Genomic DNA, 17,050 nt, shown 5'->3' with positions numbered 1-17,050 from the left:
AGGTCCTTGTTTCCCTTGACTCTGAGGGCGGCAAGGCCCAAAGGCACGAGCGAGGTGCCCATTTCGGGCGGACCAATATAATCGAAACCCTGGGGTTAGGGCACGCATCGCCCCCCAGAAGGTCGGGAGAAACCAAATGATCCAGATGCAGACCAACCTGGATGTTGCTGACAACAGCGGCGCGCGCCGTGTTCAGTGCATCAAGGTATTGGGTGGTTCCAAGCGTAAATACGCATCCGTCGGCGACATCATTGTCGTGTCGGTCAAGGAAGCCATCCCTCGCGGTCGTGTGAAAAAGGGTGACGTGCGTAAAGCCGTTGTCGTTCGCACTGCCAAGGAAGTTCGTCGTGAAGATGGCACAGCCATCCGTTTCGATCGTAACGCCGCCGTCATCCTGAACAACTCGAATGAACCTGTAGGTACACGTATCTTCGGGCCAGTTGTTCGTGAGCTGCGCGCCAAAAACTTCATGAAGATTATCTCGCTTGCGCCGGAGGTGCTGTAATGGCTGCTAAACTTCGCAAAGGTGACAAAGTCATCGTGCTTGCTGGCAAGGACAAGGGCAAGACGGGTTCCATCTCGTCCGTTGACCCAAAGGCCAACAAAGCAATCGTAGATGGTATCAACATGGCAATCCGCGCCACGCGTCAGTCCCAGACGTCGCAAGGCGGCCGTATTCCCAAAGCGATGCCCATCGATCTGAGCAACCTGGCGCTGGTTGATGCCAACGGCAAAGCAACCCGCGTTGGCTTTAAAATCGAAGGCGACAAGAAAGTGCGCTTTGCAAAAACCACGGGGGACGTGATCGATGCTTGATAACGCAACATACACACCCCGCCTGAAGGGCGAATACGCGGACAAAATCCGCGCTGCTCTGAAGGAAGAGTTCGGTTACAAGAACGAAATGCAGATCCCGCGTCTGGATAAGATCGTTCTGAACATTGGCTGTGGTGCAGAAGCTGTTCGTGACAGCAAGAAAGCCAAATCCGCACAGGAAGACCTGACAACAATCGCCGGCCAAAAAGCGCTGACAACTGTTGCCAAGAAATCCATCGCTGGTTTCCGCGTACGTGAAGACATGCCTTTGGGTGCGAAAGTGACCCTGCGTGGCGAGCGTATGTACGAATTCCTGGATCGTCTGATCACGATCGCAATGCCTCGTATCCGCGACTTCCGCGGCATCAACGGCAACAGCTTTGACGGCCGTGGCAACTACGCCATGGGCTTGAAAGAGCACATCGTGTTCCCCGAAATCGACTTTGATAAAGTTGATGAGACTTGGGGAATGGACATCGTGATCGCCACCACGGCGAAAACCGACGCTGAAGCGAAGGCACTGTTGAAAGCGTTCAACATGCCCTTCACATCGTAAGCGCGGGGAGGATTTAGATATGGCTAAGAAATCCATGATCGAGCGCGAAAAGAAGCGCGAAGCACTGGTCAAGAAGTACGCTGCCAAGCGCGCTGCCTTGAAAGAGATCGTAAGCGACGAATCCAAGCCGATGGAAGAGCGTTTCCGCGCCTCCCTGAAGCTGGCAAAACTGCCTCGCAACTCCAGCGCTGTGCGTCTGCACAACCGCTGCCAGCTGACAGGCCGTCCACACGCTTACTACCGTAAACTGAAAATTTCGCGGATCGCGCTACGGGACCTTGGCTCTTCGGGCCAAATCCCCGGCATGGTCAAGTCGAGCTGGTAAGGAGCGCATCAGATGAACGATCCTATCGCAGATATGCTGACACGCATCCGTAACTCTTCGCTGCGCGGCAAATCCACCGTCATGACACCAGCTTCCAAGCTGCGTGCATGGGTTCTGGACGTGCTTGCAGACGAAGGCTACATCCGTGGCTACGAAGCAAAAACGGGCGCCGATGGCCACCCCGCGATTGAAATCAGCCTCAAGTACTACGAGGGCGAACCTGTTATTCGCGAGCTGAAGCGGGTTTCCAAGCCCGGTCGCCGCGTCTACATGGGCGTCAATGACATTCCTGTTGTCCGTCAGGGCCTTGGTGTGTCGATTGTCTCCACCCCCAAGGGTGTGATGTCGGATCAGAATGCACGCAGCCAGAACGTTGGCGGCGAAGTGCTCTGCACCGTATTCTAAGGAGAGCAAAATGTCTCGTATTGGTAAAAAACCGGTCGACCTGCCAAGCGGTGTTACAGCATCCGTGAGCGGCCAGACCATTGAAGTCAAAGGCCCCAAGGGAACACGTTCCTTCAAGGCAACTGACGACGTTACATTGGCTGTCGAAGACAACGTGGTCACCATCACACCACGCGGCAAATCCAAGCGCGCACGCCAGCAGTGGGGCATGAGCCGCACAATGGTAAGCAATCTGGTTGCCGGCGTCACCGAAGGCTTCAAAAAAGAGCTTGAGATCCAGGGTGTTGGTTATCGTGCTGCCATGAACGGCAACACGCTGAAACTGAACCTGGGCCTGTCCCACGATGTTGACTATGTGGCACCCGAAGGTGTGACGGTCACAGCCCCGAAACAGACCGAGATTGTGGTAGAAGGCATTGACGAACAGCTTGTTGGTCAGGTCGCTGCGAACATCCGCGCATGGCGCAAGCCCGAGCCCTACAAGGGCAAAGGCATCCGCTATAAGGGTGAGTTCGTCTTCCGCAAAGAAGGCAAGAAGAAGTAAGGATCGCACAGATGGCAAACAGCAAAAGACAACTGTTTCTGAAACGCCGCCTGCGCGTTCGGAACAAACTTCGCCGGGTCAACGCAGGGCGTCTTCGCCTCTCCGTTCACCGCTCGAACAAAAACATCAGCGCCCAGCTGATCGACGACGTAAACGGGGTCACATTGGCTTCCGCGTCCTCGATGGAAAAAGACTTGGGCGTTGTTGGCAAGAACAACATCGAAGCAGCGACCAAGGTTGGTTCGGCAATCGCCGAGCGTGCCAAGAAGGCCGGTGTAAGCGAAGCATATTTTGACCGTGGCGGTTTCCTGTTCCACGGCAAGATCAAAGCTTTGGCCGATGCAGCCCGTGAAGGCGGTCTGAAAATCTAAGCGAACGTAGGCGGCGCGGGTCTCGCGCCGCCTCGATGATCCGGGGGCTTTGCCCACTTGGATTGACTCTATGACGCGCGCAAGCGCAGCACCAAAAGGATGATGCCGCATGGCAAGAGATGACAACCGGGGTGGCAACCGCCGCAATCAACGCGACGAGACACCCGAATTCGCCGACCGCCTAGTGGCGATCAACCGCGTTTCCAAAACCGTTAAGGGTGGTAAGCGCTTTGGCTTCGCTGCACTTGTCGTTGTTGGCGACCAAAAGGGCCGCGTAGGCTTCGGCAAAGGTAAAGCGAAAGAGGTTCCAGAAGCCATTCGCAAAGCCACCGAGCAAGCTAAGCGCCAAATGATCCGCGTTCAGCTGCGCGAAGGCCGCACTTTGCACCACGACATGGAAGGCCGTCACGGCGCCGGTCGCGTTGTAATGCGCACAGCACCAGAAGGTACCGGGATCATCGCCGGTGGTCCAATGCGTGCTGTATTCGAAATGCTGGGTGTTAAGGACGTTGTATCGAAGTCGATCGGGACCCAGAACCCTTACAACATGATCCGCGCCACCATGGACGGCCTGAAAAAAGAATCTTCGCCACGTGCTGTTGCTCAGCGTCGCGGCAAGAAAGTTGCAGACATTCTGCCCAAGCGTGAGGACAATGTTGAATCGTCCGCACAAGTCGCTGAGGAGGCATAAGCATGGCTAAGACGATCGTAATCAAGCAGGTTGGCTCGCCAATCCGCCGCCCCGCCGACCAGCGCGCTACGTTGATTGGTCTGGGTCTTAACAAAATGCACCGTGTGCGTGAACTGGAAGACACACCTTCCGTTCGTGGCATGATCCGCAAGATTTCTCACATGGTTGAGATCATCGAAGAAAAAGGCTGAACGCTTTCCTAGAAAGCTAGAGACTTTATAATGGTCTTGCTGCTCGGTATCGACGCCCCGTGGGAAACTACGGGGCGTTTTCATTTGTCTCGGGCACCTGGGAGTTGGGGCAGGGCTTGAAACCTTCAGGCCTCCCGTCTATACGCCCCCAGTGGCGACCAATCCGCCACAAGAATCATGCAACGCCGCGTTTGGCCGCTCCCGTCGCTGGGGGCCACATCCGGCAAAAGGAGAAGCGACATGAAACTTCATGAACTGTCTGACAACGAAGGCGCCACCAAGAAACGCAAGCGCGTAGGCCGTGGTCCTGGTTCCGGCACCGGTAAAATGGGTGGCCGTGGTATCAAAGGTCAGAAATCCCGTTCGGGTGTATCGATCAACGGTTACGAAGGCGGTCAAATGCCCTTGTACCAACGTCTTCCAAAGCGCGGCTTCACCAAGCCAAACCGGAAGTCCTATGCCGTTGTAAACCTGGGCCTGATCCAGAAATTCATCGACGCCAAAAAGATCGACGCCTCCGCTGCGATCACCGAGGACGCCCTGATTTCCTCCGGTCTGGTTCGTCGCAAGTTGGACGGTATCCGCGTTCTGGCCAAAGGCGATTTCAACGCCAAGGTTGAACTGCAGGTATCCGGTGCATCCAAATCCGCGGTTGAAGCCGTAGAAAAAGCGGGCGGCAAACTGACCGTCACAGCACCTGCCGCGGCAAACGCAGACGCGTAACCCGACCTTTTGCCTTGTGAGCGGGACGCGTCCCGCTTACATAGTCAATCGAGTTTTCCCAAATGCCGCCCGCCGGAAAACGGCTTGGGCGGCGTTTTTGCAAAGAAAGAGCCCTATATCATGGTATCAGCCGTCGAAAGCATGGCCGCCAACACCAGTTGGTCCGCGTTGGGCAAGGCGACAGACCTGCGCAACCGGATTCTATTCACTCTGGGGTTGTTGATCGTTTATCGCCTTGGCACGTTCATTCCGGTTCCCGGGATCGACGGCACCGCCCTGCGCCAGTTTATGGAAAGCGCGGGTCAAGGCATCGGCGGCATGGTTTCCATGTTCACCGGCGGCGCACTTGGCCGTATGGGGATCTTTGCCTTGGGTATCATGCCCTACATCTCTGCATCGATCATCGTTCAGCTGATGACCTCGATGGTGCCCGCGCTTGAGCAGCTCAAGAAAGAGGGCGAGCAGGGGCGCAAGAAGATCAACCAATACACCCGCTTCGGTACGGTGGCTCTGGCGACGCTCCAGGCCTATGGCCTGGCGGTCTCCCTTGAGGCTGGCGATATCGCCGCTGATCCGGGCATGTATTTCCGCATCGCTTGTATGATCACGCTGGTCGGTGGCACGATGTTCCTGATGTGGCTGGGTGAGCAGATCACCGCACGCGGCATCGGTAACGGTATCTCGCTGATCATCTTTGTTGGCATCATCGCCGAGGTTCCTGCCGCGATCGCGCAGTTCTTCTCTTCGGGTCGTTCCGGTGCGATCAGCCCCGCGATTATCGTTGGCGTGCTGGTTATGGTTATCGCGACGATCATGTTCGTCGTCTTTATGGAACGCGCCTTGCGCAAGATCCACATCCAGTACCCGCGCCGTCAGGTTGGGCAAAAGATGTACGATGGCGGTTCTTCGCACCTGCCGGTCAAGGTGAACCCCGCCGGTGTTATCCCTGCGATCTTTGCCAGCTCTTTGCTGCTGCTGCCGGTCACGATCAGCACGTTCTCGGGCAATTCTACCGGTCCGGTGATGTCGGTTCTGCTGGCCAACTTCGGCCCCGGCCAGCCGCTGTACCTGCTGTTCTTTGTCGCGATGATCGTCTTCTTTGCGTATTTCTACACGTTCAACGTCAGCTTCAAACCTGACGAGGTTGCGGACAACCTGAAGAACCAGAACGGTTTCGTCCCCGGCATCCGTCCCGGTAAGAAAACCGCCGAGTATCTGGAATATGTTGTGAACCGCATTCTGGTGCTCGGGTCGCTTTACCTCGCGGCTGTTTGTATTCTGCCCGAAATCCTGCGTGGCCAGTTTGCGATCCCGTTCTACTTTGGCGGTACGTCGGTGCTGATTGTTGTGTCCGTGACCATGGACACGATCCAGCAGGTACAAAGCCATTTGCTTGCACATCAGTATGAAGGTCTGCTTGAACGTTCCCAGTTGCGCGGTAAGTCTGGCAAACCACGGAAAAAACGGAGCCCGGTACGTCGATGAACATTATTCTCTTAGGACCACCCGGAGCGGGTAAAGGTACACAAGCGCGTCATCTGGTTGAGACACGCAATATGGTACAGCTTTCCACTGGTGACATGCTGCGGGAAGCTAAAGACAGCGGGACAGAGATGGGCAACATGGTTGCCGATGTCATGGCGCGCGGTGATCTGGTGACCGACGAGATCGTGATCGGCCTGATCCGCGAAAAGCTGGAAGACACCACTGACCACGGCGGTTTCATCTTTGACGGTTTTCCACGCACGCTGGCGCAGGCCACCGCGCTTGGTGAGCTGCTGGAAGCGACAGGCAAGCCATTGGATCACGTGATCCAGTTGGGCGTGGATGACGAAGCGCTGGTTACGCGTATCTCCGGTCGGTCCACCTGCGGCAACTGTGGCGAAGTCTATCACGACGTGACCAAGCCTCAGCCCGCCGACGGAAAGTGCGAGAAATGCGGCGCGTCTGACTTCAAACGCCGCGCAGACGATAACGAGGAAAGCCTCCGTAATCGTTTGATGGAATACTACAAGAAGACCTCGCCGCTGTTGGGTTACTACTACGCCCACAACATGCTCACGCGCGTTGACGGTCTGGCGGACATTAAAGAGGTGCAGGACAGCATCGCCAAGGTTCTGGACGCTTAATCCAACCTTACGACCGATAGGCAACGGCGCGCTTTTCTAGGCGCGCCGTTTTGCGATTATATGGGGCAGGGCGGGGTGCTTTCGGATTGAAAGGGATATCCATACGGCGTACCGCCGCTATGGGTTGACGCGCCGGTCAATTCCTCATAACCAGCCGTATCTCGTAAGAGAATCGAATTGCAACGGGCACCGATCACGCCCTGCGCATGAACACCTGATCAGCTGGAGCCCGACGGCACATTCGCCTCGGGCTTCACGTTGTGAAAAAAGGGTCTGGCATGACGGACCCGCAACGAAAAGGAAGCACACACGTGGCACGTATTGCCGGCGTAAACATCCCGACTGCAAAGCGGGTTCCAATCGCCCTCACATATATCACCGGTATCGGTAACTCCTCCGCAGCTGCAATCTGCGAAGCTGTTGGCATCGATTCCACACGTCGTATCAACGAACTTTCGGATGCTGAAATCCTGAAAATCCGTGAGTATATCGACGAAAACTACACCGTCGAAGGTGACCTGCGTCGCGACACGCAGATGAACATCAAGCGTCTGATGGACCTTGGTTGCTACCGTGGCCTGCGCCACCGTCGTAACCTGCCGGTTCGTGGTCAGCGTACCCACACCAACGCTCGTACGCGCAAAGGCCCTGCAAAGGCCATTGCCGGTAAGAAGAAGTAAGGGAGGGTCTGATCAATGGCACGCGAAAAGACAAAGACGAAGCGTAAGGTTTCCAAGAACATCGCCGCAGGTGTGGCGCATGTTAACTCCAGCTTCAACAACACAAAGATCCTGATCTCCGACGTTCAGGGTAACGCAATTTCCTGGTCCTCCGCAGGTACCATGGGCTTTAAAGGGTCGCGTAAATCGACACCTTACGCGGCTCAGATGGCTGCTGAAGATGCAGGTAAAAAAGCCCAGGACCACGGCGTGAAAACGCTGGAAGTCGAAGTGCAAGGCCCCGGCTCCGGCCGTGAAAGCGCCCTGCGCGCGCTGGCAGCTGCCGGGTTCAACATCACATCGATCCGTGACGTGACCCCAATGGCGCACAACGGCTGCCGCCCTCCGAAACGCCGCCGCGTCTAAGAGTATAAGTTACAAAAGGGGCCGCGCCTTTGCGCACGGCCTCTTACTGCTTTGTTGAAACCTCGGGAGTTCTTCGCCATTTGGACATGGGGCGCAGAACAGGAATGGAGGGACGTATGATCCACAAAAATTGGGCTGAATTGATCAAGCCACAGCAGTTGGACGTCAAGCCGGGCAATGACCCTGCACGTCAGGCTACTGTCATCGCCGAGCCGCTCGAGCGTGGCTTTGGTTTGACAATGGGCAACGCGCTGCGCCGCGTTCTGATGTCGTCGCTGCAAGGTGCCGCCATCACATCTGTACAAATTGATAATGTTTTGCACGAATTTTCGAGCGTTGCGGGAGTTCGCGAAGATGTCACCGACATCGTTCTGAACCTCAAAGGCGTTTCCCTGCGCATGGAAGTCGAAGGGCCCAAGCGCCTGTCGATTTCTGCCAAGGGACCGGGTGTTGTCACAGCTGGTGACATCTCCGAAAGCGCTGGTATCGAAATTCTGAACCGCGATCACGTGATCTGCCACCTGGATGACAACGCTGACGTTTACATGGAACTGACGGTTAACACCGGCAAGGGCTATGTTGCGGCAGACAAGAACAAGCCAGAAGATGCGCCCATCGGTCTTATCCCGATCGACGCGATCTATTCGCCGGTCAAGAAAGTGTCCTATGACGTGCAACCGACCCGCGAAGGTCAGGTGCTGGATTATGACAAGCTGACGATGAAAGTCGAAACAGACGGCTCCATCTCTCCTGACGATGCCGTGGCCTTTGCTGCGCGTATTCTGCAGGATCAGCTGGGAATCTTCGTCAACTTCGACGAGCCTGAATCCGCATCGCGTCAGGACGACGACGACGGTCTGGAATTCAACCCGCTGCTGCTGAAGAAAGTAGACGAGCTGGAACTGTCCGTCCGTTCGGCAAACTGCCTGAAGAACGACAACATCGTCTACATCGGCGATCTGATCCAGAAGACCGAAGCCGAAATGCTGCGCACGCCGAACTTTGGCCGCAAGTCCTTGAACGAGATCAAGGAAGTGCTGTCGGGCATGGGCCTGCACCTTGGTATGGACGTCGAGGACTGGCCACCAGACAACATCGAAGACCTCGCGAAAAAGTTCGAGGATTCGTTCTAAGAGATTTGTCGGGTGGGGTTTCCCCGCCCGACAATACGACCGGGCATCGGCCCCAAGGAGAGTTGGCGCTACGCACGCCAGCCAGACAAAGCAAAACCGCCCGTAGAGGGCATTAAATTGGAGACTAGAAAATGCGTCACGCACGTGGTTACCGCCGCCTGAACCGTACACATGAACACCGCAAGGCGTTGTTCTCGAACATGGCAGGCTCGCTCATCGAACATGAGCAAATCAAAACAACATTGCCAAAAGCCAAAGAATTGAAGCCAATCATCGAAAAGATGATCACATTGGCAAAGCGCGGCGACCTGCACGCGCGTCGTCAGGCTGCAAGCAAGCTGAAGCAAGACCAGTATGTCGCGAAACTGTTCGACATCCTGGGCCCTCGCTACAAAGACCGTCAGGGTGGCTATGTCCGCGTTCTGAAGGCGGGCTTCCGTTATGGCGATATGGCACCTATGGCCATCATCGAATTTGTAGATCGCGACCGCGACGCGAAGGGTGCAAACGACAAGGCGCGCGTTGCGGCCTATGAGGTTGCCGAAGACTAAAGCGACCCGCTTTTGTTAAGAATTCTGAAAGCCCCTGCCAACGCAGGGGCTTTTTGCTTTTATGCCTTCGGCGAGGATTTAAATCCATTTGGAACTCGGGTGTTGCGCAAGGGCCTATGGCTGCGCATATCTGGGGGCATGAGAATACTTCTGATCCTGCTGACCGTTCTGTCTTTCCCTGCCGCTGCGCAAACGGTGCCAAGCTCTGCCGCGCAGATCCAGTTGAGCTTTGCGCCGCTTGTGCGGGAGGCCGCGCCCGCCGTGGTGAACATCTACGCCCGCACCATCGTCGAACAAAGCCGCACGCCGCTGCAGGCTGATCCATTCTTTGAACGTTTCTTCCGGCGGCCAGACGCCGGCCGCCCGCGGGTTCAGAACTCGCTTGGGTCCGGCGTGATTTTGTCGGAGGACGGGATCGTCGTGTCGAATTATCATGTGGTCGGGATGTCGACGGACATTCGGATCGTCCTGTCGGACCGTCGCGAGTTTTCCGCCCGTGTGCTGCTGAGCGATGCAGAGAGCGATCTGGCTATCCTGAAAATCGATGACGTAGACGGTCTTACCCCTTTGTCGTTGCGCGATAGCGATACCGTCGAGGTCGGCGAGTTGACGCTGGCCATCGGTAACCCCTTTGGGGTCGGGCAAACGGTGAGCAGCGGGATCGTGTCAGGGCTTGCGCGGTCTGGCGGGATGAACGGTGGCGGGCAGGGATACTTCATCCAGACCGATGCGCCGATCAACCCGGGCAACTCTGGCGGTGCGTTGATCGACGTAGAGGGGCGGTTGATCGGGATCAACACCTCGATCTTAACACGCTCTGGCGGGTCAAACGGGATTGGCTTTGCGATACCTGCCAATTTGATCGCGGCGTTCATGGCGCAGGCGCGCGACGGGGCCGTTGAATTTACCCGACCTTGGGCGGGGATGAGCGGGCAGCCGGTGGACGCGGATATGGCGGGCCCGCTGGGGCTGGACCGGCCTGGTGGCATCATCGTGTCTGGGATGCACCCTGCCAGCCCGTTTCTTGAGGCCGGTGTGGCTGTCGGCGATGTGATCACGGCGGTCGATGGGCAAGAGGTACATACACCCGCCGAGATGATCTACCGCATGAGCGTGGCCGGGATGGGGGCGCAAGCGCGGATCACGCGGCTGCGCGATGGCGCGGTGGAAGAGGTTGAGGTCGCCTTGATCGCCGCACCGGAAGAACCATCGCGTGCCGCTCTGACGCTGGATGACAGCAGCTTGCTACCAGGGTTGGCGTTGGCGCGGATCAATCCTGCTGTGATGGCTGAATTGAACCTCCCGCTTGAGGTAGCGGGCGTGGCGGTGATGGATACCGGGCCCTATGGTGCGCGCGTGGGGTTGCGGCAGGGGGATGTGATCCTGGCCGTGAACGGGGCCGAAGTGCAAACACCGTCGGATGTCAGCGACCAGATGGCGGGCAGCCGTCAGGTGTCGATGGTGGTGCAGCGTGGCGTGCAGCGTCTGTCGCTGCAATTCCGGGTCTAGCGCGATGGCGGACCTATTTGGATCGGACGCGCCGGCTGTGGAAAGCGGGCACCGCCCGTTGGCGGACCGGCTGCGCCCGCGGAGCTTGGGCGAGGTCATCGGCCAGTCACAGGTGCTGGGGCCGGACGCGCCGCTGACGGTCATGCTGCAGTCGGGGTCGCTGGGGTCGCTGATTTTCTGGGGCCCGCCCGGCGTTGGCAAAACGACGATCGCGCGACTGCTGGCAGATGAGACGGACCTGCATTTCGTGCAGATCAGCGCGATTTTCAGCGGTGTGCCTGAGCTGCGCAAGGTCTTTGATGCGGCGAAAATCCGGCGGCAGAACGGGCAGGGGACACTGCTGTTTGTCGACGAGATCCACCGCTTTAACAAGGCGCAGCAGGACGGCTTCCTGCCTCATATGGAGGATGGAACGATCCTGCTGGTCGGGGCCACGACGGAGAACCCATCGTTCGAGCTGAACGCCGCTGTGCTGAGCCGGTCGCAGGTTCTGGTGTTGGAGCGCTTGCCGCTGTCTGATCTGGAACGGCTGGCCCAAAGGGCCGAAAAGGAACTGGGTCGTGGCTTACCATTGGACGGGCCTGCACGTGAAAACCTGCTTGAGATGGCCGATGGCGACGGGCGTGCGTTGCTCAACCTGATAGAGCAAGTCGCCGCCTGGAAGGTCGAGGGCAAGCTGGACGGCAAGGCCCTGTCGGTGCGGTTGATGCGGCGCGCGGCGCAATACGACAAAGGGGGGGACGCGCATTATAACCTCATCTCAGCGCTGCATAAATCCGTGCGCGGCTCTGACCCTGACGCGGCGCTGTACTGGTTGGCGCGGATGCTGGAGGGGGGCGAAGACCCGCGGTATCTGATGCGCCGGATCACGCGCATGGCGGTCGAGGATATCGGGCTTGCCGATCCGCAGGCGCAGTCTGTTTGCCTGCAATCGTGGGAGACCTACGAGCGGCTCGGCTCGCCCGAAGGGGAACTGGCGATCGCGCAGGCGTTGACCTATCTCGCGCTGGCCCCGAAGTCGAACGCGGCCTACGTGGCCTATAAGGCTGCGCGGCGTGCGGCCAAGCAAACCGGGTCCTCCCCGCCGCCAAAGCACATCATGAACGCGCCCACCAAGATGATGAAAGAACAGGGCTACGGCGCGGGGTATGCCTATGACCATGATGCCGAAGACGGGTTTTCCGGCCAGAACTACTTTCCCGACGGGATGGAGCGACCGCAATTCTATCAACCTGTCGAACGAGGCTTTGAACGTGACCTGAAAAAACGTGTCGAGTATTTCGAAAAGCTGCGGGCAACGCGGAAAACTTGACATTCGGGGCGTGAACCGTGAGAGACCGCAGATGATTTCAACCCTGTCCCTTGTCGCTATGGGCGGCGCGATCGGTGCCTCCTTGCGGTATCTGTTTGGTGTCGTCGTGACGCGGCTGGTCGGGCTGTCCGATTTTCCGATCGCGGTGTTGACGGTCAACATCATCGGGTCGTTCTTGATGGGCCTCTTTGTGGTGTGTGCCGCACAAAAAGGGCTGACGCAGTTCAGCCCATTTGTGATGACCGGTGTGCTTGGCGGCTTTACAACGTTCTCGTCCTTCTCGCTCGAGACGGTCACGTTGATGGAGCGCGGCCAGATCGGGGCGGCAGGGATATATGTGGCACTGTCCGTCGGGCTATCGGTGCTAGGATTAATGCTGGGCCTTTTCGTGGCCAGAGGGGTATTTGCATGAGCCGGGTTCAACATCTGGTCGTAGAAGAAGGCGACGGGGATCAACGGTTGGACCGTTGGTTCAAACGGACCTTTCCGCTGATTGGCCAAGGGCTGATCGAAAAGATGTGCCGTAAAGGTGATATCCGTGTTGATGGGGGACGGGTCAAAGCCTCTACTCGGCTTGAGGTCGGGCAGACCGTACGTATTCCCCCACTGCCTGATGAAAAGGCTCCGCCGCCGCCCAAGCGCACGCGGATATCAGAGGCGGATACCAAGTTTATCCGGTCCTGTGTGATCTATCGCGACGATCACATCATTGCGCTGAACAAACCGCCGGGGCTGCCGGTGCAGGGCGGGTCTGGTCAATCGGACCGCCACGTCGACGCGCTTGCTGATGCTTTGATGTTCGAGCTTGATGAAAAGCCGCGCCTTGTGCACCGGTTGGATAAAGACACCTCTGGCGTGCTGATCATGGCCCGGACACGGTCAATTGCCGCCGCGCTGACAGCGTCGTTCCGCCATCGCGAAACCCGCAAGATTTACTGGGCTGCGGTCGCGGGCGTCCCGCATCCGCGCAACGGGACGATCAAATTCGGGCTGGTCAAAGCCTTCGGTCACGGCGCCCGTGGTGAGGGCGAAAAGATGTACTGCGTCCACCCGAAAGACATGGAAACAACCGAAGGCGCCAAACGCGCGACCACCGATTATGCGACCCTCGCACAAGCCGGCAAGCGGACCTGCTGGATGGCGCTGATCCCTGTGACGGGCCGGACGCACCAGCTACGTGCGCATATGGCTGAAATCGGGCATCCCATTGTCGGAGATGGCAAATATGGCGGTTCAGGTCAGGAAAACATGGGCGACGGATGGGGCGCGCAACTGGGGGGCGATATCTCTAAGAAGCTGCACCTGCATGCGCGATCCCTGACGCTGGAGCATCCTGTCACCAAGGCGCGGCTGAACCTAACGGCCCCGCTGCCGGACCACATGGCGCGCACCTGGGACACGTTCCAGTGGGCACCCTCCGACGTGCCTGCTGACCCGTTCGAGGAGGATTGGGGGTGAGCGATTGGAAAGCGAAACGTTTCTGGAAAGAGGCGGCCATTGTCGAGGCGGAGGGTGGCTATACTGTCGAGCTTGACGGGCGCGGGATCAAGACGCCGGCCAAACGTGCGCTGGTGGTGCCAACCCGCGCTATGGCGCAGAAAATCGCTGCTGAGTGGCAGGCACAGGACGGGGTGATCAACCCCGACACCATGCCCGCTACCAAAACCGCCAATGCAGCGATCGACAAGGTTGCGCTGCAACATGCCGAGGTTGCGGATATGTTGGCGGCCTACGGCGACTGTGATCTGCTGTGCTATCGCGCGGATAGCCCGGCTGAGCTGGTCGCGCGGCAAGCCGAACAATGGGACCCCATGCTGGAGTGGGCCCGCGAGGCCTTGGGCGTGAGCTTGCAGACCCGAGTGGGGATCATGCACGAACCCCAGTCACCTGCGGATGTCGCACGCCTGTCGGCGCGCACCCATGCGTTAAGCAACTTTCAACTCGCTGCCTTCCACGACCTTGTGAGCCTGTCTGGCTCACTAATCTTGGGCTTTGCGGCGGCGCTTGACGCGAAGGAAGCGGAATCGATTTGGGAAATCTCGCGTCTGGACGAGATTTGGCAGGCCGAGCAGTGGGGCAATGATGACGAGGCAGACGCCTTGGCCGCAGTGAAAAAGACTAGTTTCTTACACGCTAAGTTGATGTTTGACCTGAGCGTGCCCGAATAGGTTTCACGGTGACCCCAATACATAGGATTGAGGGCATTTTTTAAGCACACTGACTTGACGTTCCGGCGTAAATTCGCCCAAACTCCCTTCCACTGACGGGGATAATCCCGCCAAAACATCTCCGGTCCGAAAAGGTGCCGGGTGAACCGCCCTAAAACGTGGCGGAAAATCAGGAAGAGGTTAAAATGAACAAATCCGTATTTTTTGGTGCGCTAACAGTAGCCGGCCTTGCGGCTGGTGCAGCTGCTGCGTCCACGCTTGACGATGTCAAAGCGCGCGGCAAGCTGAACTGCGGCGTTACCACCGGTCTGGCTGGCTTTGCGGCCCCCAACGCCAATGGTGAATGGGAAGGCTTTGACGTGGCGGTATGCCGCGCCGTTGCCGCTGCTGTACTGGGCGACCCCGCAGCTGTCGAATTCATCCCCACAACCGGCAAAACACGCTTCACCGCGCTGGCTTCGGGCGAGATCGATTTCCTCGCACGTAACACCACATGGACCTTCAGCCGCGATGTCGACCTCAAGTTCGACTTCATCGGCGTGAACTACTATGACGGTCAGGGCTTCATGGTTCCGAAAGAGCTTGGCGTTTCCTCTGCCAAGGATCTGGATGGCGCGACTGTCTGCATCCAAACCGGTACCACGACCGAGCTGAACCTCGCGGACTTCTTCCGCAACAACAACATCAGCTACGAGCCCGTGCCTGTTGAAACAAACGCCGAAGGCCAACAGCAGTATCTGGCCGGTGCGTGCGACACCTATACTACCGACGCATCCGGTCTGGCCGCGACACGCGCGACCTTTGAAAACCCAGGTGAGCACATCATCCTGCCCGAAATCATCTCCAAAGAGCCTCTGGGCCCGCTTGTTCGCCATGGCGACAACGACTGGGGCGATGTAACCCGCTGGGTTCTCTACGCTCTGATCGCAGCTGAAGAGCTGGGTGTCACATCGGCAAACGTCGAAGAGATGACAACAAACACCACAAACCCAGAAGTTGCCCGTCTGCTTGGCACTGAAGGTACTTTGGGTGAAATGCTGGGTCTGGAAGCTGACTGGGCGAAGAAAGCCATCGCGTCGCAAGGTAACTACGGCGAAATCTTTGCCAAGAACATCGGCGAAGAAACACCAATCGGTCTGGCCCGTGGCCTGAACGCTCAGTGGACAGACGGCGGCCTGATGTACGCGCCTCCTTTCCGCTAAACACATCCGTCGAGGGGCGCGGAGCAATTCCGCGCCCTTTGCGCCTATACGACGCAAAAATAAAACCCGGCCCGCGACACCGAATGGTGCGTGAAAAACAGGTCCGGCACACAGGGAAAATCTGATGACGACAATGTCCGACCCTCAACAGGGCTCGTTCCGGCTGTCGATGTTGCTTAACGACACCCGCTATAGATCCTACACCTTCCAGTTTATCGCGCTGATACTGCTTATCGCATTGATGTCGTTTCTGGGCATTAACCTGGTACGAAATCTGGCAGAGGCCGGATTGAACATCTCTTACGGGTTTTTGAACGTGCCAGCCGGCTACGATATCAACCAATCCTTAATCGATTATAACAGCCAGTCATCGAACCTGCGTGCCGCAATGGTCGGTATCATCAACACGCTTCTTGTTGCGTTTCTGGCCTGTGTCACTGCGACAATTCTGGGTGTGATCGCCGGTGTGGCGCGCCTGTCCAAGAACTGGCTCGTGTCCAAACTGATGTCGGTCTACGTCGAGATTTTCCGGAATATTCCGGTGCTGATCTGGATCCTGATGATCTACACCTTGATGACGGCCGTATTGCCCGCGCCCAACAAATTCCGCGGTGACAACGCCACGTCGAGCATGCTTTTCGACGCCTTCGCCTTCACCAACCGCGGCATCTACATTCCCGCACCGGTTTGGGGCCCGGGGTCTATGATCGTGGTTGCGACCTTTGTGCTGTCGATCATCGCCGCGATTATCTATCGCCGCTATGCGGTTAGCCTTCTGTTCCGTACGGGCAAACTGCTGCCGATGGGATGGCCCACTGTCGCGATCTTGTTGGTGCCGACGATTGTGATGTTCTTCATCATGGGCAGCCCCATCGCATTGGATTACCCCGAGCTTAAGGGCTTTAACTTCCGTGGTGGTCTGCAGATCGGCGCGCCGCTGATCGCATTGTGGTTGGCTTTGTCCGTATACACCGGTGCCTTCATCGCCGAAAACGTGCGTGCAGGTATTCAGGCGATCTCAAAAGGGCAGACCGAAGCTGCTTCGTCGCTTGGCTTGCGCCCGAAGCGGGTCATGAACCTTGTGGTTCTGCCGCAGGCGTTGCGCGTGATCATCCCGCCGCTGATTTCGCAATACCTCAACATCACGAAGAACTCGTCGCTCGCGATTGCCGTAGGGTATGCCGATATCACTGCGACACTGGGGGGGATCACATTGAACCAAACCGGCCGCGCGATCGAATGCGTGCTTTTGCTGATGCTGTTCTATCTCACGATCTCGCTGTCGATCTCTGCGATCATGAACGTTTACAACAACTCTGTCAGCTTGAAGGAGCGGTAA

23 protein-coding genes are annotated in these 17,050 nt (G+C 57.6%); all 23 read left to right on the top strand.

Annotated features, from left to right (window positions below; all coding sequences use genetic code 11):
• The first annotated feature begins 136 nt into the window (after positions 1-136).
• The 23 genes from rplN to SJY36_RS12815 all read left to right on the top strand — a co-directional run bounded on the left by rplN (position 137) and on the right by SJY36_RS12815 (position 17,050).
• On the top strand, positions 137-505 hold the full coding sequence (gene rplN / locus SJY36_RS12925) for a 50S ribosomal protein L14 (protein ID WP_005849814.1): 369 nt from the start codon (positions 137-139) through the stop codon (positions 503-505).
• Positions 505-816 carry a 50S ribosomal protein L24 gene (gene rplX, locus SJY36_RS12920; protein WP_005849812.1) on the top strand — a complete coding sequence of 104 codons (312 nt, stop codon included), beginning with the start codon at positions 505-507 and terminating at the stop codon, positions 814-816. The genes rplN and rplX overlap by 1 nt, the downstream gene beginning before the upstream one ends.
• Complete coding sequence (gene rplE / locus SJY36_RS12915; RefSeq protein WP_005849810.1) at positions 809-1,372, top strand: 50S ribosomal protein L5; 564 nt, start codon at positions 809-811, stop codon at positions 1,370-1,372. Before rplX ends, rplE begins: the two co-directional genes overlap by 8 nt.
• Positions 1,373-1,391: 19 nt before the next feature.
• Positions 1,392-1,697, top strand: coding sequence for a 30S ribosomal protein S14 (rpsN, locus tag SJY36_RS12910; RefSeq protein WP_005849808.1), 306 nt, complete (start codon positions 1,392-1,394; stop codon positions 1,695-1,697).
• A gap of 12 nt (positions 1,698-1,709) precedes the next feature.
• Complete coding sequence (rpsH, locus tag SJY36_RS12905; protein WP_005849806.1) at positions 1,710-2,102, top strand: 30S ribosomal protein S8; 393 nt, start codon at positions 1,710-1,712, stop codon at positions 2,100-2,102.
• Positions 2,103-2,112: 10 nt separating this feature from the next.
• Positions 2,113-2,646, top strand: a complete 534-nt coding sequence (gene rplF, locus SJY36_RS12900) for a 50S ribosomal protein L6 (protein ID WP_005849804.1) — start codon at positions 2,113-2,115, stop codon at positions 2,644-2,646.
• Between the two features lie 11 nt (positions 2,647-2,657).
• Entirely contained in the window at positions 2,658-3,017 is a 360-nt protein-coding gene (rplR, locus tag SJY36_RS12895) for a 50S ribosomal protein L18 (protein ID WP_005849801.1), read from the top strand.
• Between the two features lie 109 nt (positions 3,018-3,126).
• Entirely contained in the window at positions 3,127-3,708 is a 582-nt protein-coding gene (rpsE, locus tag SJY36_RS12890) for a 30S ribosomal protein S5 (RefSeq protein ID WP_005849799.1), read from the top strand.
• A gap of 2 nt (positions 3,709-3,710) precedes the next feature.
• Positions 3,711-3,899 carry a 50S ribosomal protein L30 gene (gene rpmD, locus SJY36_RS12885; protein ID WP_005849797.1) on the top strand — a complete coding sequence of 63 codons (189 nt, stop codon included), beginning with the start codon at positions 3,711-3,713 and terminating at the stop codon, positions 3,897-3,899.
• A gap of 240 nt (positions 3,900-4,139) precedes the next feature.
• Entirely contained in the window at positions 4,140-4,622 is a 483-nt protein-coding gene (gene rplO, locus SJY36_RS12880; RefSeq protein ID WP_005849796.1) for a 50S ribosomal protein L15, read from the top strand.
• A gap of 120 nt (positions 4,623-4,742) precedes the next feature.
• Positions 4,743-6,107, top strand: a complete 1,365-nt coding sequence (gene secY / locus SJY36_RS12875; RefSeq protein WP_037945112.1) for a preprotein translocase subunit SecY — start codon at positions 4,743-4,745, stop codon at positions 6,105-6,107.
• Positions 6,104-6,751, top strand: coding sequence for an adenylate kinase (locus SJY36_RS12870; RefSeq protein ID WP_037944866.1), 648 nt, complete (start codon positions 6,104-6,106; stop codon positions 6,749-6,751). Before secY ends, SJY36_RS12870 begins: the two co-directional genes overlap by 4 nt.
• 311 nt (positions 6,752-7,062) lie before the next feature.
• Positions 7,063-7,431, top strand: coding sequence for a 30S ribosomal protein S13 (gene rpsM / locus SJY36_RS12865; RefSeq protein WP_005849790.1), 369 nt, complete (start codon positions 7,063-7,065; stop codon positions 7,429-7,431).
• A 15-nt stretch (positions 7,432-7,446) separates the two neighbouring features.
• On the top strand, positions 7,447-7,836 hold the full coding sequence (rpsK, locus tag SJY36_RS12860; RefSeq protein ID WP_005849789.1) for a 30S ribosomal protein S11: 390 nt from the start codon (positions 7,447-7,449) through the stop codon (positions 7,834-7,836).
• Between the two features lie 116 nt (positions 7,837-7,952).
• Complete coding sequence (locus tag SJY36_RS12855) at positions 7,953-8,969, top strand: DNA-directed RNA polymerase subunit alpha (RefSeq protein ID WP_005849787.1); 1,017 nt, start codon at positions 7,953-7,955, stop codon at positions 8,967-8,969.
• A gap of 131 nt (positions 8,970-9,100) precedes the next feature.
• Positions 9,101-9,520 carry a 50S ribosomal protein L17 gene (rplQ, locus tag SJY36_RS12850; protein ID WP_005849785.1) on the top strand — a complete coding sequence of 140 codons (420 nt, stop codon included), beginning with the start codon at positions 9,101-9,103 and terminating at the stop codon, positions 9,518-9,520.
• Between the two features lie 138 nt (positions 9,521-9,658).
• Positions 9,659-11,029 (top strand): trypsin-like peptidase domain-containing protein, encoded by a 1,371-nt coding sequence (locus SJY36_RS12845; RefSeq protein ID WP_386175645.1) that lies wholly within the window; start codon positions 9,659-9,661, stop codon positions 11,027-11,029.
• 4 nt (positions 11,030-11,033) lie between these two features.
• The gene (locus SJY36_RS12840; RefSeq protein WP_386175642.1) at positions 11,034-12,341 is read left to right on the top strand and encodes a replication-associated recombination protein A; all 1,308 of its coding nucleotides are present in this window, start codon (positions 11,034-11,036) and stop codon (positions 12,339-12,341) included.
• A 31-nt stretch (positions 12,342-12,372) separates the two neighbouring features.
• Positions 12,373-12,753, top strand: a complete 381-nt coding sequence (gene crcB / locus SJY36_RS12835; RefSeq protein WP_386175639.1) for a fluoride efflux transporter CrcB — start codon at positions 12,373-12,375, stop codon at positions 12,751-12,753.
• The gene (locus tag SJY36_RS12830; protein WP_005849777.1) at positions 12,750-13,799 is read left to right on the top strand and encodes an RluA family pseudouridine synthase; all 1,050 of its coding nucleotides are present in this window, start codon (positions 12,750-12,752) and stop codon (positions 13,797-13,799) included. Before crcB ends, SJY36_RS12830 begins: the two co-directional genes overlap by 4 nt.
• Entirely contained in the window at positions 13,796-14,509 is a 714-nt protein-coding gene (locus SJY36_RS12825; protein WP_386175636.1) for an ATP12 family chaperone protein, read from the top strand. The genes SJY36_RS12830 and SJY36_RS12825 overlap by 4 nt, the downstream gene beginning before the upstream one ends.
• Before the next feature lie 185 nt (positions 14,510-14,694).
• Entirely contained in the window at positions 14,695-15,711 is a 1,017-nt protein-coding gene (locus SJY36_RS12820; RefSeq protein WP_037944858.1) for an amino acid ABC transporter substrate-binding protein, read from the top strand.
• 124 nt (positions 15,712-15,835) lie between these two features.
• The gene (locus tag SJY36_RS12815) at positions 15,836-17,050 is read left to right on the top strand and encodes an amino acid ABC transporter permease (protein WP_037944857.1); all 1,215 of its coding nucleotides are present in this window, start codon (positions 15,836-15,838) and stop codon (positions 17,048-17,050) included.

The sequence above is a fragment of the Sulfitobacter sp. R86518 genome (genome assembly GCF_042466275.1).
GTDB lineage: Bacteria > Pseudomonadota > Alphaproteobacteria > Rhodobacterales > Rhodobacteraceae > Sulfitobacter > Sulfitobacter pontiacus.
The sequence above is the reverse complement of the archived record's forward strand: the minus strand, read 5'-3'. Positions and strand labels throughout refer to the sequence as shown.

Coding starts and splice junctions, on each gene's coding strand:
- rpsH (WP_005849806.1), top strand. CDS start 1,710: ATGAACGATCCTATCGCAGATATGCTGACACGCATCCGTAACTCTTCG.
- rplF (WP_005849804.1), top strand. CDS start 2,113: ATGTCTCGTATTGGTAAAAAACCGGTCGACCTGCCAAGCGGTGTTACA.
- rplQ (WP_005849785.1), top strand. CDS start 9,101: ATGCGTCACGCACGTGGTTACCGCCGCCTGAACCGTACACATGAACAC.
- SJY36_RS12845 (WP_386175645.1), top strand. CDS start 9,659: ATGAGAATACTTCTGATCCTGCTGACCGTTCTGTCTTTCCCTGCCGCT.
- rplE (WP_005849810.1), top strand. CDS start 809: ATGCTTGATAACGCAACATACACACCCCGCCTGAAGGGCGAATACGCG.
- SJY36_RS12855 (WP_005849787.1), top strand. CDS start 7,953: ATGATCCACAAAAATTGGGCTGAATTGATCAAGCCACAGCAGTTGGAC.
- SJY36_RS12820 (WP_037944858.1), top strand. CDS start 14,695: ATGAACAAATCCGTATTTTTTGGTGCGCTAACAGTAGCCGGCCTTGCG.
- SJY36_RS12830 (WP_005849777.1), top strand. CDS start 12,750: ATGAGCCGGGTTCAACATCTGGTCGTAGAAGAAGGCGACGGGGATCAA.
- rplR (WP_005849801.1), top strand. CDS start 2,658: ATGGCAAACAGCAAAAGACAACTGTTTCTGAAACGCCGCCTGCGCGTT.
- rpsE (WP_005849799.1), top strand. CDS start 3,127: ATGGCAAGAGATGACAACCGGGGTGGCAACCGCCGCAATCAACGCGAC.
- rpsK (WP_005849789.1), top strand. CDS start 7,447: ATGGCACGCGAAAAGACAAAGACGAAGCGTAAGGTTTCCAAGAACATC.
- rplN (WP_005849814.1), top strand. CDS start 137: ATGATCCAGATGCAGACCAACCTGGATGTTGCTGACAACAGCGGCGCG.
- crcB (WP_386175639.1), top strand. CDS start 12,373: ATGATTTCAACCCTGTCCCTTGTCGCTATGGGCGGCGCGATCGGTGCC.
- SJY36_RS12870 (WP_037944866.1), top strand. CDS start 6,104: ATGAACATTATTCTCTTAGGACCACCCGGAGCGGGTAAAGGTACACAA.
- secY (WP_037945112.1), top strand. CDS start 4,743: ATGGTATCAGCCGTCGAAAGCATGGCCGCCAACACCAGTTGGTCCGCG.
- rpmD (WP_005849797.1), top strand. CDS start 3,711: ATGGCTAAGACGATCGTAATCAAGCAGGTTGGCTCGCCAATCCGCCGC.
- SJY36_RS12815 (WP_037944857.1), top strand. CDS start 15,836: ATGACGACAATGTCCGACCCTCAACAGGGCTCGTTCCGGCTGTCGATG.
- rplO (WP_005849796.1), top strand. CDS start 4,140: ATGAAACTTCATGAACTGTCTGACAACGAAGGCGCCACCAAGAAACGC.
- SJY36_RS12840 (WP_386175642.1), top strand. CDS start 11,034: ATGGCGGACCTATTTGGATCGGACGCGCCGGCTGTGGAAAGCGGGCAC.
- rplX (WP_005849812.1), top strand. CDS start 505: ATGGCTGCTAAACTTCGCAAAGGTGACAAAGTCATCGTGCTTGCTGGC.
- rpsN (WP_005849808.1), top strand. CDS start 1,392: ATGGCTAAGAAATCCATGATCGAGCGCGAAAAGAAGCGCGAAGCACTG.